We start from the raw sequence: 14,497 nt of genomic DNA on the forward strand, positions 1-14,497 counted from the left end.
TGCTGGGCCGGGCTTTGCTGGGCCGGGCTTTGCTGGGCCGGGCTTTGCTGGGCCGGGCTTTGCTGGGCCGGGCTTTGCTGGGCCGGGCTTTGCTGGGCCGGGCTTTGCTGGGCTGAGGCTTCCCGGGGTGGGGACCAGGCACCGCTGGGACGGTACTCGCCTGCCTGGTCGTCCGGCGTGGCGTCCGCCAGGGACTGCTTGCGGGTCGCGATCCGCCAGCCGATCGCGTAGGTCAGCGTGATCAGGCCGCAGCTCGCCAGGATCACCCGCTCGTCGACGTGGTCGACGACCAGCGCCGCGCCGAGCTGGCTGGCCGAGATGGCGAGGGTCGCGAGCATCATGTCGGTGGCGAAGACCCGGCCCCGGAGGCGGTCCGGCACCTCACCCTGCAACGCGTAGTTCGACAGCACCCAGTTCGTGCCGCCCGCGAAGTGCGCCACGAAGACCAGCGCGAGCACGAGCGGGAACCACGGCGCCAGCGCCACGCCGAGATAGCCCAGGCCGTAGAGGCTCATCGACAGGGCGAGCCCGGGCAGCAGCCACGAACGGTGGTTGAGCACCGGCCGCATCACCAGAGGCCCGACCAGCGCGCCGGCGCCGCGTACGGCGAAGAGCAGGCCCGCACCCAGGGCGCCCACCCCGTACAGGCCCGCGAGCAGCGGGAAGACGGTCAGCACGCCGTTGCCGAGGCCCACCGCCGACTTCACCGTGACCAGGGCCCGGATGCGGGGACGCGCCCCGATGTACCGCAACGCCTCCACGAGGGCGTGCCACGTACGCGGCGGCGGGGCCGACGGGTCCCGCGGCGCCTGCAACGGCCGCCGGATCGTGAACGTCAGCACGGCGGCGGTGAGCAGGCTCGCCGCGGCCACGGCGAAGCTCACGTACGGGCCGGCGGCGCTGCTCACGATGCCGCCGAGAGACGCTCCGACGATGGTCATCGTGCCCCATGCCGACCCGGCGACGGCGTTGGCCGCGGCGAGGTCGGCGGGATCGACCACGTTAGGCAGGGCGGCCGACGCGGCCGGGGAGTAGAACGCCTTGGCGACGGCCACCGCGCCGATGGCGACCAGGGCGAGCGGGGCGGTCGCCGCCGACCGGACGACGAACAGCAGCAGCGTGGCGACCAGGGCCGCCAGGTTGGCGGCGATGAGGATCGTGCGGCGGTCCAGCCGGTCGGCGACGGTGCCGGCGTACGGCAGCAGCACCGCGGTGATCCCGGTGTCGACGGCGAGCACCAGCGCGCCCCACACGCCGCTGCCGGTCAGCTGGGGCAGGAGCACGAGCAGCGGCACCATGACGAACCAGTCGGAGCCGAAGACCACGAGTTCGGCCGCGAACAGGCGCCGGAAGTCGCGGTTGCCCGTAAGGACCGAGAAGGGAGTCGCCACGTACGCAGAGAGTACCGGCCGTCCCCGCCGGAGCGGGGGCGGCCGGTGTCGCTCTTCGGTCAGGCCGGCGGGGTGGCCGGGCGGCCCGGCATCCGGAGGACCTCGAACTGGTCCGTGTAGCCCCGCAGCGCGCCGCTCTGCGGCTCCGCCGTCGAGTGGGCCGGGTTGCCCGCCGGCTCGCCCTCCGGGGCCTCGTGGGCCCCGCCGCTGGAGTCCGGCACCGGGCCGGCGTCCGGCACGACGGCGTCAGGACCGTCGGCGGCGTGCTTCGGCGCCCCGGCGACTCCGGCCGCCCCGGCAGCGCCGGCCGGCGAAAGCCGGCCCGGGGCCCCCGCGGCCGACGGCGCGGGCGAGCCGACCTCCGCACCGACGAGAGCGTCGGTCGACGTGCCGGTGCCGGTCCCGGCGGCCTTCAGGGCCTTGCGGGCCCGCCGCCGCTCCCGGCGTTCGCGCCCCTTGAGCTTGGTGTTCTCCACCATCGTGTAGAGCACCGGCACCAGGACCAGCGTCAGCAGCGTGGAGCTCACCAGGCCGCCGATCACGACGATCGCCAGCGGCTGGGAGATGAAGCCGCCCTCGCCCGTCAGGCCCAGCGCCATCGGCAGCAGCGCGAAGATCGTCGCGATCGCGGTCATCAGGATGGGGCGCAGGCGGTGCCGGCCGCCCTCGATGACCGCTTCCTGGATGCCCAGGCCGGCGACCCGGTAGTGGTTGACCAGGTCCATCAGCACGATGGCGTTGGTGACCACGATGCCGACCAGCATGAGGACGCCGATCAGGGCCGGTACGCCGAGCGGCGTGCCGGTGGCCAGCAGCAGAGCGATCGCGCCGGTGGCCGCGAACGGGATCGAGATGAGCAGCAGCAGCGGCTGGAGCAGGCTGCGGAACGTCGCCACCATGATGACGAAGACGATCGCGATGGCCGCGAGGACGGCCAGGCCGAGGTCGGCGAAGGCATCCGCCTGCTGCTGGCTGACGCCGCCGATCGAGGCCGTGGCGCCGGCGGGCAGGGTCAGCGCGTCGACCCGCTTGGTGAGGTCCTTGGTGGTGGCGCCGACGTTGGAGCCGGTGGCGGTGCCGGTGACCGTGACGCTGCGGTTGCCGTCGATGCGGGTGACTTCCTCCGGGCCGGCGACCTCCTTGACGTCGGCCACGGTGTCGAGCGGCACGGGCTTGCCGCTAGGGGTGGTCACCGGGAGCTTGCGCAGCGCGTCGGCGTTCGACGGCGGGGCACCGAAGGTGACGACGACGTCGCGGCTGGTGCCGTCGACCGTGATCTGGCCGGCCGGCGCCGCCCGGAACGAGCCGGCGACCGCCTGGGCGACCGCGGCCTCGGTCAGGCCCCGGCGGGCGGCCTCGGCGCGGTCCACCACGACGTCGAGGCGCGGCACGCTGGCGGCGAGCGTCGTCTTGACGTCCTTGACGTCCTTCGTGCCGGCCATCGCGTCCTGCACCTGCTTGGTGGCGGCGGCGAGGGTGTCCTGGTCGGCCGCCTGCACCACGACCGCGAGCTGGTCGGCGGCGAAGCCCGTACCGTTGTCGCCGCCGACGGTGACCTTGCCGACGCCCGACATGGTCTCGAACTGCTTGCGCAGGTCGTCGGAGATCTTGGCGGCATCAGCGTCCGCCTTGAGCGCCACGTTGAAGCTGGCACCGCTGGCGCCGCCGGAGTTGGCGAACGGGTTGAACTCGCCGTTGCCGACCGTGACCTGGTAGGTCTCGACGTCGTCGCGGGATGCGAGCACCGCCTCGACCTTCTTGGCGGCCTCGTTCGTCGCGGCGAGGCTGGTGCCGACGGGCAGGTCCTGGGAGACGGTGATGAAGTCCTGGCCGGACTCGTCGAGGAAGTTGGTCTCCAGGCGGCTGGCCAGGCCCAGCGTGCCGACGAGCACCAGAACGCCGATCCCGACGGTGATCCAGCGGGTGGCGCGGCTGCGCGTGACCCAGCGGATGATCGGCAGGTAGGCGCGCTGCAGCGGGTTGCGCAGCTCCTTCTCCTCGGCCGCGCGGCGCACGGCCTCGGACTCGCTGCCGCCGGCGGCGGGCCGCAGGAACCAGTACGCAAGCACCGGTACGACGGTCAGCGCGACGAACAGCGAGGCGAGCAGCGCCACGGTGACGGTGATGGCGAACGGGGCGAACAGCTGTCCCACGAAGCCGCCGACGAGCGCGATCGGGGCGAAGACGGCGACCGTGGTCAGCGTCGAGGCGGTCACCGCGCCGGCGACCTCCTTCACGCCGGACATGATGGCGTGCACCTTGGCCTCGCCGTACCCGAGATGCCGTTTGATGTTCTCGAGCACCACGATCGAGTCGTCCACGACGCGGCCGACCGCGATGGTGAGGGCGCCGAGGGTGAGCAGGTTGAGCGAATAGTCGCCGATCCAGAGGCCGATGAGCGCGATCAGCACGGACAGCGGGATGGACACCGCGGTGACCAGCGTGGACCGCACCGAGAGCAGGAACACCAGGATGACGATGACCGCCATGATGAGGCCGAGCAGGCCCTCGGTGGTGAGGCTCTTGATGGAGCGCTCGACGAACGGCGCCTGGTCGGTGATGACGGTGAGCTTGGCGCCCGAGCTGGCTTCCAGGTCGGCGAGCTTTTCCCGGACGGCGTGGGAGATCGCCACGGCGTTGCCGTCGGGGGCGGCGGTGACCGCGAGGCCCAGGCTCTCGACGCCGTCCGTACGCGTGAACGAGGTGGCCGTGGCGAGCTCGCTGGTGACCGAGGCGACGTCGCCGAGCTTGACCGGGCCCTTGCTGCCGGTGAGGTAGAGGCCGCGGAGCTGGTCGACCGTGCTGATCGGGCTGCCGACCTGGACGCTGAGCGAGCGGTCGCCGTCGGTGAGGGCGCCCGCGGGCACCGAGATGCCGTTGTTCTGCAGCAGGGTGGCGATCCCGCGCGGGTCGGCGCCGGCCGCGGCGAGCTTGACCGGGTCGGGCTTGATGACGACCTGTTCCTTGCGGGTGCCGGTGACCTGCACGTCGCGTACGCCGTCGATCTCGGTGAGCTCGGGCACGACGGTGCGCTGGAGACGCTGCGCGAGGTCGGCCTCGCCGGAGCCGCCGGTGGCCGCGAGGACGATGGCCGGGATGTCGTCGGTGCCGCCGGCGAAGATGGTCGGCTCGACGTCGTCGGGGAGCGTGGGCTGGATCCGGTTGACCGAGGTGGTCAGCTGGTTGATGGCGTTGTCGAGGTCGGTGCCGAACTCGTACTGCACCCGGATGGTGGCCGAGCCCTCACGGGTGGTCGACTGGATCGTGTCCAGGCCGTCGGCGCCCTTGACGGCGTCCTCGATCGGCTTGGTGACCTGCTCCTCCATGATCTCCGGGCTGGCACCCGGCACGACCACGCCGATGAAGGCGCCCGGAAACTCCAGCGACGGCAGGAGCTGCTGCTTGAGGGACGGGATCGTGTAGATGCCGAAGCCGGTGATCACCACGGCGATGAGGGCCACCAGCCCTCGGTTGGCGAGACTGAGCCTGGTCAGAAATGACATGTGCTCCCCCGGGAAAGTTCGTCCAAGGCATATAGTTTGCCCCACGCGAACAAATGAATTTCGCCGGGGTCGATACGACCGGGGCCGGGGCAGGAGGTGCGGTGGCCGACAACGAACGGCTCATTGCCGACATCATGGGCGCGCAACAGCAGCTCCAGCACCTTTTCGCGTACGACCGCTCGGATCCGCTCTTCGCCTCCCAGCTCACCATGCCCCAGCTGAAGATCTTGCTGCTTCTCTACAGATCGGGCGGCACGTCGGGGCGGCAGCTGGCCGGGTGGCTCGGGGTCAGCCTGGCGACGCTGAGCGGCATGGTCGACCGGCTGGTGGCCCATGACCTGGTGACCCGGGCCGAGGATCCGAGCGACCGCCGGGTGCGGCGCATCTCGCTCAGCCCGGCCGGCCGGGAGCTGATCTCCCGGATCATCACGGCGGGCGCGGACAAGCACCGCAGACTGCTGAAGAAGCTGACCGACGAAGAGCTGCTGACGGTACGCGACGCGATGGTGGCCCTGGTGCGGGTCGCCACCGAAGAAGCGGCCGGGAAGGCCTCAGGCGAGGTCGAGCGCGCGGGCGGCGGCGAGGACGTCGTTGTGGATGGTGGTCGGTGACGGCGCGGTGGAGATCGCCCACTCCGGGTCTTTGAGGCCGTGGCCGGTGACCGTGCAGACCACCGTCGCGCCGGAGGGGATGGCGCCCGCCTCCGCCTGCTGGAGGAGCCCCGCCACGCTGGCCGCGCTGCCCAGCTCCACGAACACGCCCACCTCGCGGGCCAGCAGCCGGTACGCCGAGAGGATCTCCCGGTCGGTCACCGCGGAGATCAGACCGCCGGAGCTGTCCCGGGCGTCCAGCGCCTTCGTCCAGCTCGCCGGGTTGCCGATGCGGATGGCGGTGGCGATGGTCGACGGCTCGGGGACGACCTGCCCGTTGACGATGGGGGCCGCGCCGGAGGCCTGGAAGCCGTACATCTTCGGCAGGACCTTGGAGTTGCCCGCCTCGTGGTCCTCCTGGTAGCCCATCCAGTACGCGGAGATGTTGCCCGCGTTGCCGACCGGCAGGCAGTGGATGTCCGGGGCGGCGCCGAGCGCCTCGACGATCTCGAAGGCGGCGGTCTTCTGGCCGTGCAGGCGGAAGATGTTCACCGAGTTGACCAGGGAGACCGGGAAGTCCTGGGACAGCTTCGAGGCGAGCGCGAGGCAGTCGTCGAAGTTGCCGTTGACCTGGAGCAGCTTGGCGCCGTGGACCAGGGCCTGGGCCAGCTTGCCGAGCGCGATCTTGCCCTGGGGCACCAGCACCGCGCAGGTCAGGCCGGCGCGGGCCGCGTACGCCGCCGCCGACGCGCTGGTGTTGCCGGTGGAGGCGCAGATGATCGCCTTGGAGCCCTCCTCGACCGCCTTGGAGACGGCCATGGTCATGCCGCGGTCCTTGAAGGAGCCGGTGGGGTTGGCGCCCTCGACCTTCAGGTAGACGTCGGCGCCGGTGCGCCGGGAGAGCACAGGAGCGGGCACGAGGGGCGTGTTGCCCTCGTGCAGCGTGACCACCGGGGTGGCCTCCGAGACCGGGAGCCGGTCACGGTACGCCTCGATCAGTCCCCGCCACATGGTCTTTCCTCTCCGCTGACTGGAGCTCCGCTGGTCTGACTTCTGTTTTCCGCCGCGGGCGAACTCAGCATGCACTAGCCCACCGAATGGCGAGACTAAGCATCCACTATGCGGGACCGTGGGACACGGCCTCCACGTTGTTGCCGTCCGGGTCGCGGACGAACGCGCCGTAGTAGTTCTCGTGGTACTCCGGGTGGACCGCCGGCTCGTGCAGCACCTCGGCGCCCGCCTCGACCGCCGCGGCGAAGAACGCGTCCACCGTCGCGCGGTCGGCCGCCTTGAACGCGATGTGCGACTCGCGGAAGCCCTCACCCGAGTTGAACTCGCCGATCCAGAAGTCGGGGAACGTGTCGCCGTAGCCCATCGCGACCTTGTGGTCCATCATCCGGCGCAGGCCGAGCGGCGCGAGCACCCTGTCGTAGAAGGCCGCGCTCGCTGCCAGGTCCGCGCATTGGAGACCGACGTGGTCCAGCATGGTCAGGCCCCTCCCTCGACGCGGAGCACGCTCGCGATCGACCGTACGATGTCCAGCGACCGCAGGTCCTCCACGGTGGCCGCGAGATTGGCGTCCGGCGCGCCGTGCGTGACGATGACCAGCGTGGCGTCCTCGTCGCGGCCCGACTGGCGCACCGTCGCGATCGACACCTCGTGCTTGGCGAACACGCCGGCCACGGTCGCGAGCACGCCCTGACGGTCGGCCACGTCCAGGCTGATGTGGTAGCGGGTCATCGCCTCGCCGATCGGGCGGATCGGCAGGTGCGCGTACGCGCTCTCGCTCGGCGCGCGGGTGCCCGACAGGCGGTTTCGCGCCGCCGCCACGATGTCGCCGAGCACCGCGCTGGCGGTAGGCGTACCCCCGGCTCCCCGGCCGTAGAACATGAGCTGCCCCGCGGCCTCGGCCTCGACGAAGACCGCGTTGAACGCGTCGCCCACGCTCGCCAGCGGGTGGCTGCGCGGGATCATCGCCGGATGCACGCGCACGCTGACCGACTCGTGCCCGGACGAGTCCGCGCCGCGCTCGGCGAGGCAGAGCAGCTTGATCGTGCAGCCCATCTCCTTGGCGCTGGCCACGTCGGCCGCGGTCACCGCGGTCATGCCCTCGCGGAAGACGTCGGCCGCGGTCACCCGGGTGTGGAAGGCGAGGGAGGCCAGGATGGCGGCCTTCGCGGCGGCGTCGAAACCCTCGACGTCGGCGGTCGGGTCGGCCTCCGCGTATCCGAGCTCGGTGGCCTCGTCCAGCGCCTCGCCGAAGCCGGCGCCGCTGGCGTCCATCGACGACAGGATGAAGTTGGTGGTGCCGTTGACGATGCCGGTGACGCGGGTCACCCGGTCGCCGTGCAGCGACTCGCGCAGCGGGCGCAGCAGCGGGATGGCGCCGGCCACCGAAGCCTCGTAGTAGAGGTCCGCGCCGCCCTCGGCCGCGGCGTCGTGCAGCGTCGCGCCGTCCTCGGCGAGCAGGGCCTTGTTGGCCGTCACCACGCTCTTGCCGGTCCGCAGCGCCTCGGTCAGCCAGGAGCGGGCCGGCTCGATGCCGCCCACCACCTCGATCACCACGTCCACGTCGTCGCGCTTGACCAGGCCGAGCGCGTCGGTGGTGAACAGGGCGGGGTCGACCGGCAGGTTGCCCCGCTCGCGGCCCAGCCGGCGCACCGCGATGCCGACGAGCTCGAGCGGCGCCCCGATCCGGGCCGTCAGGTCCCCGGCCTGGTCGTGCAGGAGGCGGACGACCTCGCTACCCACCGTGCCGCAGCCGAGCAGGGCCAGACGAACCGCAGGCTTACCAGAACTCATCCCACATCCAATGCGAGCAGATCTTCTTCGGTCTCCCGGCGGACGATCACCCGCGAGGCACCGTCACGGACGGCGACCACCGGCGGGCGGGGCACGTGGTTGTAGTTGCTGGCCATGCTCCGGCAGTACGCCCCCGTGCCGGGCACCGCGACAAGATCTCCGGGCTGCACGTCGGCGGGCAGGAATTCATCCTTCACGACGATGTCCCCGGATTCACAATGCTTTCCCACGACGCGGGCGAGCATGGGCGGCGCCTGCGAGGCCCGGCCGGCGAGCGTGGCCGAGTACGACGCGTCGTAGAGCGCCGTACGGATGTTGTCGCTCATCCCGCCGTCCACACTCACGTACGTGCGGATGCCGTCGACGTCCTTGACCGTGCCCACCTCGTACAGGGTGAGGACGGCCGGTCCCACGATGGCCCGGCCGGGCTCGATCGAGAGCTTGGGCCGCCGCAGGTTCTCGGCCGCGCACTCGGCGTCGACGATCTTGTTGATCCGCTTGGCGAGGTCGCCGGCGGGCGACGGATCGTCCTGGGTCGTGTACGCGATGCCGAAGCCGCCGCCGAGGTCCAGCTCGGCGAGCTCCACGCCGCGCGCGTCCCGGATCTGCGCCTGCAGCTGCAGGACACGCCGGGCGGCGACCTCGAACCCGGAGGTGTCGAAGATCTGCGAGCCGATGTGCGAATGCAGGCCGCGCAGGTCCAGCACGCCCTCGTCGAGCACCCGGATCGCGGCCTCGAACGCGGCACCGCCGGCCAGCGAGAAGCCGAACTTCTGATCCTCGTGCGCGGTGGCGATGAACTCATGGGTGTGCGCCTCGACACCGACCGTCACCCGGATGAGCACCGCCGGCCGCTTGCCGGTGTCCTGGGCGAGCGCGGTCAGCCGGCCGATCTCCTGGAACGAGTCCAGGATGATCCGTCCGACGCCGGCGTCCAGCGCCCGGCGCAGCTCGGCCGCCGACTTGTTGTTGCCGTGGAAGCCCATGCGCTCGGCCGGGAAACCCGCGGCCAGGGCGACCGCCAGCTCACCGCCGGAACAGACGTCGAGGAAGAGCCCCTCCTCGTCGATCACCTTGACCACGGCCTTGCACAGGAACGACTTGCCCGCGTAATACACGTCCGCCCCGGTGAAGGCCGTAGCGAAGTCACGGCAGCGCGCCCGCAGGTCGGCCTCGTCCAACAGGTACGCCGGGGTGCCGTGCTCGAGCGCCAGGTCCAGGACGCTCACCCCGCCGATCTCCAGGGCGCCCTGATCCGTACGGGTGACCGTACGCGGCCACAACTGCGGCACCAGTGCGTTGACGTCCTCCGGGGTGCGCAGCCACGCCGGACCCCGGTTGCCGATGTCGCCGTGCAGCGCCCCGGCCTCGTGTGCCCGCATGACCTACATCCTCTCGGGCGCGGAGACGCCCAGCAGTCCCAAACCGTTCGCGATCACCGTTCGGGTGGCATCGTTCAGCCACAGGCGGGAGCGCTGCAGGTCGGTGATGGGCTCATCGCCGGTCGGGAGCACCCGGCACTTGTCGTAGAAGCGGTGGTACTCCCCCGCCACCTTCTCCAGGTAGTGCGCCACCCGGTGCGGCTCGCGCAGCTCCGCGGCGGTGGCCACCACTCCCGGGTAGTCACCCAACGCCTTGAGGAGACTGTGTTCCTTCTCGTGCGTCAGCAGCTCCGGACGGAAGTCCCCCGGCTCTCCCCGGCTGAGGCCCACCTCCGCGGCGTTGCGCGCCACGCTCGCGGTTCTGGCGGCGACATACCGGACATAGTGCACCGGGTTGTCGTTGCTCGCCCGGGTCCACTGCTCGATGTCGATGTCGATCGGGGAATCGGAGGAGAACCGCGCTAGGGCATAACGGGCCGCATCGACGCCCAGGGACTCGACGAAGTCCTCGAGCGTCACCACCGTGCCGGCCCGCTTGCTCATCCGTACGGGCTCGCCGTCGCGCACCAGGTTGACCAGCTGGCCGATCAGGATCTCCAGGTTGGCCGCCGGGTCGTCGCCGAAGCACGCCGCCATCGCCTTCATCCGGCCGATGTACCCGTGGTGGTCGGCGCCCAGCATGATGACGACCTTGTCGAAGCCCCGCTTGCGCTTGTCGAGGTAGTAGGCGCAGTCGGCGGCGAAGTACGTCCAGTCGCCGTCGGACTTGCGCAGCACCCGGTCCTTGTCGTCGCCGAAGTCGGTGGTCCGCAGCCAGGTCGCGCCGTCGGACTCGTACACGTGGCCCTGCTCGCGCAGCCGGTCCAGGGCCTCCTGCAGCTCGCCGCGGTCGTGCAGGTCCTTCTCGTTGAAGTACGTGTCGAAGTGCACGCCGAACTCGTCCAGCGACTGCCGGATCTCGGCGAACATCAGCTTCACGCCCTCGACCCGGAACGTCTCCAGCGCCTCGGCCTCGGCCAGCTCCGCCACGCCCGGCTTTTTTGTGGTGACGGCTGCGGCGATCTCGGCGATGTACGCACCGCCGTAGCCGTCCTCCGGCGCGGGCTCCCCCTTGGCGGCGGCGAGCAGCGACTTGGCGAACCGGTCGATCTGCGAACCGGCGTCGTTGAAGTAATACTCCGTGCCGACGTCGGCGCCGGACGCGCGCAGCAGCCGCGCCAGCGCGTCACCGACAGCGGCCCACCGGACACCACCGATGTGCACGGGACCGGTGGGGTTGGCGGAGACGAACTCCAGGTTGATGCGCTGACCGGCGAGGCGCTCGGTGTGGCCGTACTCCCGCCCGGCGAGCACCACGTCGCGCGCCAGCACACCGGCGGCCGCGGCGTCGAGCCGGATGTTCAGGAAGCCGGGGCCGGCGATCTCCACCGACTTGATCCCGGGGCGGCTGCTCAGCTCCTCGGCCAGCGCCGTGGCCAGCTCGCGGGGCGCCACGCCGGCCTTCTTGCCGAGCTGCATGGCCATGGTCGAGGCGTAATCGCCGTGCTCGGGGTTGCGGGGCCGCTCCACCGTCGTCGTCTCGGGCAGCAAGGTGACGTCGAGGCCACGCGTGACGAATACGGCACGCGCAGCTGTGAGAACGGTGGCAGCGAGGTCAGCTGGGGTCACCGAGCCATGCTATCCGGGTAGACTTTGGCGCCCGGCGGCGTACCGGGGCCTGCGCGCGGGCCCGGCCCGACCATCCCCACGAATTGACGAGGCACGATGAGTATGAGCACACCGGGGCCCGAGCGGGTCCCGTCCACCGTGAAGGTCGACAAGACGTCGGGACAGGGCAAGCCGCCCGCTTCCGGAAAGAAGGCGCCTGCGTCCGGCAGCCCGCGTCCCGCCGGCAAGGGCGGCGGGAAGGCCCGCAAGCCGATCACCCCGGTCAAGGTCAGCGGCGGACGCAACTGGGGCCCCATCGCGGTGGCCGGCCTCGTGGTGCTCATCGCCATCGGCATCATCGGGTACGGCGTGTTCGCCTCGGTCAAGGGCAGCCGCTCGTGGCAGGACAAGGCGGCCGACATCGAGGGCATCGTCAACTACCGCGAGCAGAAGAACCCGCAGATCGACTCGCAGGAGCACAAGGAGGGTCCGCTCACGTACGTGACCAACCCGCCGGTGGGCGGCGCGCACAACCCCGTCTGGCAGAACTGCATGGGTGACGTCTACCCCCAGCCGATCGCCAACGAGCACGCGGTCCACAGCCTCGAGCACGGCGCCGTCTGGGTGACGTACAAGCAGGGCCTGGCCGCCGACCAGGTCGCGAAGCTGCAGGAGAAGGTCCAGGGCAAGGACTACATGCTGATGAGCCCGGTCGCCAACCTCGACAAGAACATCTCCCTGCAGGCCTGGGGCTACCAGCTCAAGGTCGACAACGCCGGCGACAAGCGCATCGACGAGTTCATCAAGGACCTGCGCGTGAACGCCACCAAGGAGCCCGACGCGGCCTGCTCGGGCGGCAACACGACCACCGGCCCGGTGACGGCGGCGTCCAACGGCACCGGCATGGACCAGCAGCAGGGCAAGTGATGACAGTCTCGACCGGCCCGGACGCGGCGGCCCCGGCCGCCGCGCCGGCCGACGGCACCACCCCCGCCGGCACCCGCCGCTACGGCCCGGCATGGCTGGCCATCGTCCTGATCCTGGGCGTCCTCCTGGGCGCGGCGGGCGGCTTCCTGGGCGCCCGCCACCTCGGCACACCCGGCGACGACTCGCCCGAGGCGGGCTTCCTGCGCGACATGAGCACCCACCACGCCCAGGCGGTGGAGATGTCCATGATCGAGCACGCCAACTCGGCGAACCCCGACCTCGTCACCCTCTCCGGCGACATCGCCCTCACCCAGCACGGCCAGATCAGCACCATGAAGGCCTGGCTGCGCGACTGGAACCTGAGCCTCACCGGCACCCGCCCGGCGATGGCCTGGATGCCGGACGGTCAAGGCTCGCTCCGCAACGGCCTCATGCCCGGCATGGCGACCCCGGACCAGCTGGCCACCCTCCGCAAAGCCACGGGCAACGACCTCGACGTGCAGTACCTCACCCTGATGCGCCAGCACCACCTCGGGGGCATCCACATGGCCCAGGCGATCATCCAACTCTCCGACGACGACAAGGTCACAGAGCTGGCGAAAACGATGGTCGCGGGCCAGCAGAGCGAGATCAACCTGATCGACGGGCTGCTCGCGAAGCTCAAGACCGGCTAGGGGGTAACCCGTTCGGCGGGCGCGGGGCGGTCTGCTAGGCTTCCTCTCGCTGAGCCCCCGTAGCTCAGGGGATAGAGCGTCGCCCTCCGGAGGCGAAAGCGCAGGTTCGAATCCTGCCGGGGGCACGAGCTCAAGGCGCTCCACGTCCGCTGCGAACCGCGGACCTGGGGCGCTTGTTGCTTTCCCTGGGGCCCGAGCCCCAGACCCCACGGTGCGGGTGCAATCGTGGGCCGTTCGGCGGCGGCTATCGGCACGGTTGCCAACAGATCTGCTCGGAGCTCGCTTACATCGTGCGGCGCAGTTCCTCCGATCGGCGGACATCGGATGCTCCGGAACCGATGTTCGACGCCCGCTCACCGCCACCGCCACCACTCCCCGTGATCGTTCGACATGAGCTTCTTCCGGAAGTTGAACTCGCGCTGGATCCCCACCACGGGTCGCTGCTGCACCGTTTCGACCGAGCGGTCCGGGTGACAGTTGCTTTGCGCCGGCCTCAGGAAAGTTGCTCGCGTCGCGCTCCGGAGCCGGACCTGCGGGTCGGAGTCGCCCGTGCTGGTCTCTCCGTCTCGTTGTCGGGATCCTGTCTCGTAGATGCCCTCCCGGGTGATTCCGTGTGGACGGTTGTCGGTGGATCGTGGTCGATAGCGAAGATCTGCCCGGCGGAGGGGCTGGAGATGACTGGTCGCAGAGCCGAGGCCCGGGTGCCGGCTTGATGGATGGCGCAGGGTGGGCGGGGAGCCGGTGGGGTGGGAAGCCGGATCCCCGGGTGCGTGGTGGGCCGGCTGTCGCTCTCGCACAGGAGATGGAGGTGCACCGGCTGGCGGTGGCCGGTCGAGTACCGGTCATCGCCCGAGAGATCGGTCGCCGAGTCTCCGGCGTGTTGCTGCAAAGGTCACGATTCGCCGAGGTCGCGGCCCTGGCGTGCGCGACTTTGACCCTCGGTCCGGACGCCGGCGCCCTCTACTACCTTGCGTGGGCCCAGTCCGCGACCGGGCAACCTCGCCAGGCCTTGACCAACTATCAGCAGGCTCTGCTCCTGCACCGCGAGGCGGACGACCGCGCCGGCGAAGCGGCCACCCTCGCCAACATCGGCGGCGTGTACCACGAGCTCGGCGACCGCCGGCAGGCCCTGGACTACTGCCAGCAGGCCCTGTCCATCGCCCGGGAGGTCGGCGACCGCGCCGGCGAAGCGGCCACCATCATCAACATCGGCCTGCTGTACGACCGGCTGGGCGAGCGTCAGCAGGCCCTTACCTACTACCAGCAGGCCTTGCCCATCATGCGTCAGGTCGGCGACCGCGCCGGCGAAGCGACCACCCTCAACAACATCGGCCTGGTGTACCAAGGGCTCGGCGACCGCCAGCGGGCCCTCACCTACTACCAGCAGGCCCTGACCATCCTGCGGCAGGTGGGTGACCGCGCCGGCGAAGCGGCCACCCTCAGCAACGTCGGCGCGGTGCATTTCCAGCTCGGCGACCGCCAGCTGGCCCTCACCTACCACCAGCAGGCCCTGCCCATCATGCGTCAGGTCGGCGACCGCGCCGGCGAAGCGACCACCCTCAACAACATCGGTTCCGACGT

At 70.9% G+C, this 14,497-nt stretch carries 10 protein-coding genes, 1 tRNA gene and 1 pseudogene; 5 read left to right on the plus strand and 7 right to left on the minus strand.

What is annotated here, in order from left to right:
• Positions 1-182: 182 nt before the first annotated feature.
• Positions 183-1,391, minus strand: a pseudogene (locus tag ACIBO8_RS24235) (MFS transporter); the annotation flags it as partial.
• Between the two features lie 59 nt (positions 1,392-1,450).
• Positions 1,451-4,894: an efflux RND transporter permease subunit gene (locus tag ACIBO8_RS24240; protein ID WP_396117541.1), complete on the minus strand. Its 3,444-nt coding sequence runs from the start codon at positions 4,892-4,894 to the stop codon at positions 1,451-1,453.
• Positions 4,895-4,995: 101 nt separating this feature from the next.
• Here ACIBO8_RS24240 and ACIBO8_RS24245 point away from each other — a divergent pair, with 101 nt between their 5' ends.
• A complete protein-coding gene (locus ACIBO8_RS24245; protein WP_396117542.1) occupies positions 4,996-5,505 on the plus strand; it encodes a MarR family winged helix-turn-helix transcriptional regulator in 510 nt (169 codons plus the stop codon).
• On the opposite strand, the gene thrC is transcribed toward ACIBO8_RS24245, so the two are convergent.
• The 5 genes from thrC to argS form a co-directional block, all read right to left on the minus strand.
• A complete protein-coding gene (gene thrC, locus ACIBO8_RS24250) occupies positions 5,446-6,495 on the minus strand; it encodes a threonine synthase (RefSeq protein WP_396117543.1) in 1,050 nt (349 codons plus the stop codon). The genes ACIBO8_RS24245 and thrC overlap by 60 nt on opposite strands.
• Before the next feature lie 106 nt (positions 6,496-6,601).
• Entirely contained in the window at positions 6,602-6,970 is a 369-nt protein-coding gene (locus ACIBO8_RS24255; protein ID WP_396117544.1) for a VOC family protein, read from the minus strand.
• Between the two features lie 2 nt (positions 6,971-6,972).
• Positions 6,973-8,286, minus strand: coding sequence for a homoserine dehydrogenase (locus ACIBO8_RS24260; RefSeq protein ID WP_396117545.1), 1,314 nt, complete (start codon positions 8,284-8,286; stop codon positions 6,973-6,975).
• The gene (lysA, locus tag ACIBO8_RS24265; protein ID WP_396117546.1) at positions 8,283-9,668 is read right to left on the minus strand and encodes a diaminopimelate decarboxylase; all 1,386 of its coding nucleotides are present in this window, start codon (positions 9,666-9,668) and stop codon (positions 8,283-8,285) included. Before lysA ends, ACIBO8_RS24260 begins: the two co-directional genes overlap by 4 nt.
• 3 nt (positions 9,669-9,671) lie before the next feature.
• Positions 9,672-11,336: an arginine--tRNA ligase gene (argS, locus tag ACIBO8_RS24270; protein ID WP_396117547.1), complete on the minus strand. Its 1,665-nt coding sequence runs from the start codon at positions 11,334-11,336 to the stop codon at positions 9,672-9,674.
• 96 nt (positions 11,337-11,432) lie between these two features.
• On the opposite strand from argS, the gene ACIBO8_RS24275 reads away from it, so the two are divergent.
• The 4 genes from ACIBO8_RS24275 to ACIBO8_RS24290 all read left to right on the plus strand — a co-directional run.
• Positions 11,433-12,242, plus strand: coding sequence for a DUF3105 domain-containing protein (locus ACIBO8_RS24275; RefSeq protein ID WP_396117548.1), 810 nt, complete (start codon positions 11,433-11,435; stop codon positions 12,240-12,242).
• Positions 12,242-12,916: a DUF305 domain-containing protein gene (locus ACIBO8_RS24280; protein ID WP_396117549.1), complete on the plus strand. Its 675-nt coding sequence runs from the start codon at positions 12,242-12,244 to the stop codon at positions 12,914-12,916. The genes ACIBO8_RS24275 and ACIBO8_RS24280 overlap by 1 nt, the downstream gene beginning before the upstream one ends.
• A gap of 53 nt (positions 12,917-12,969) precedes the next feature.
• Positions 12,970-13,041 (plus strand) — tRNA-Arg (locus ACIBO8_RS24285).
• A gap of 752 nt (positions 13,042-13,793) precedes the next feature.
• Positions 13,794-14,497: tetratricopeptide repeat protein (locus ACIBO8_RS24290; protein WP_396117550.1), on the plus strand; the 704-nt coding region annotated here is incomplete at its 3' end.

It is taken from the genome of Actinoplanes sp. NPDC049681, from assembly GCF_044465265.1.
In the GTDB taxonomy this organism is placed as follows: Bacteria; Actinomycetota; Actinomycetes; order Mycobacteriales; family Micromonosporaceae; genus Actinoplanes.

What these genes read in the sequence shown, in the direction of transcription:
- ACIBO8_RS24240 (WP_396117541.1), bottom strand. Translation starts at nt 4,894, where the DNA reads ATGTCATTTCTGACCAGGCTCAGTCTCGCCAACCGAGGGCTGGTGGCC.
- thrC (WP_396117543.1), bottom strand. Translation starts at nt 6,495, where the DNA reads ATGTGGCGGGGACTGATCGAGGCGTACCGTGACCGGCTCCCGGTCTCG.
- ACIBO8_RS24255 (WP_396117544.1), bottom strand. Translation starts at nt 6,970, where the DNA reads ATGCTGGACCACGTCGGTCTCCAATGCGCGGACCTGGCAGCGAGCGCG.
- ACIBO8_RS24260 (WP_396117545.1), bottom strand. Translation starts at nt 8,286, where the DNA reads ATGAGTTCTGGTAAGCCTGCGGTTCGTCTGGCCCTGCTCGGCTGCGGC.
- lysA (WP_396117546.1), bottom strand. Translation starts at nt 9,668, where the DNA reads ATGCGGGCACACGAGGCCGGGGCGCTGCACGGCGACATCGGCAACCGG.
- ACIBO8_RS24275 (WP_396117548.1), top strand. Translation starts at nt 11,433, where the DNA reads ATGAGTATGAGCACACCGGGGCCCGAGCGGGTCCCGTCCACCGTGAAG.
- ACIBO8_RS24280 (WP_396117549.1), top strand. Translation starts at nt 12,242, where the DNA reads ATGACAGTCTCGACCGGCCCGGACGCGGCGGCCCCGGCCGCCGCGCCG.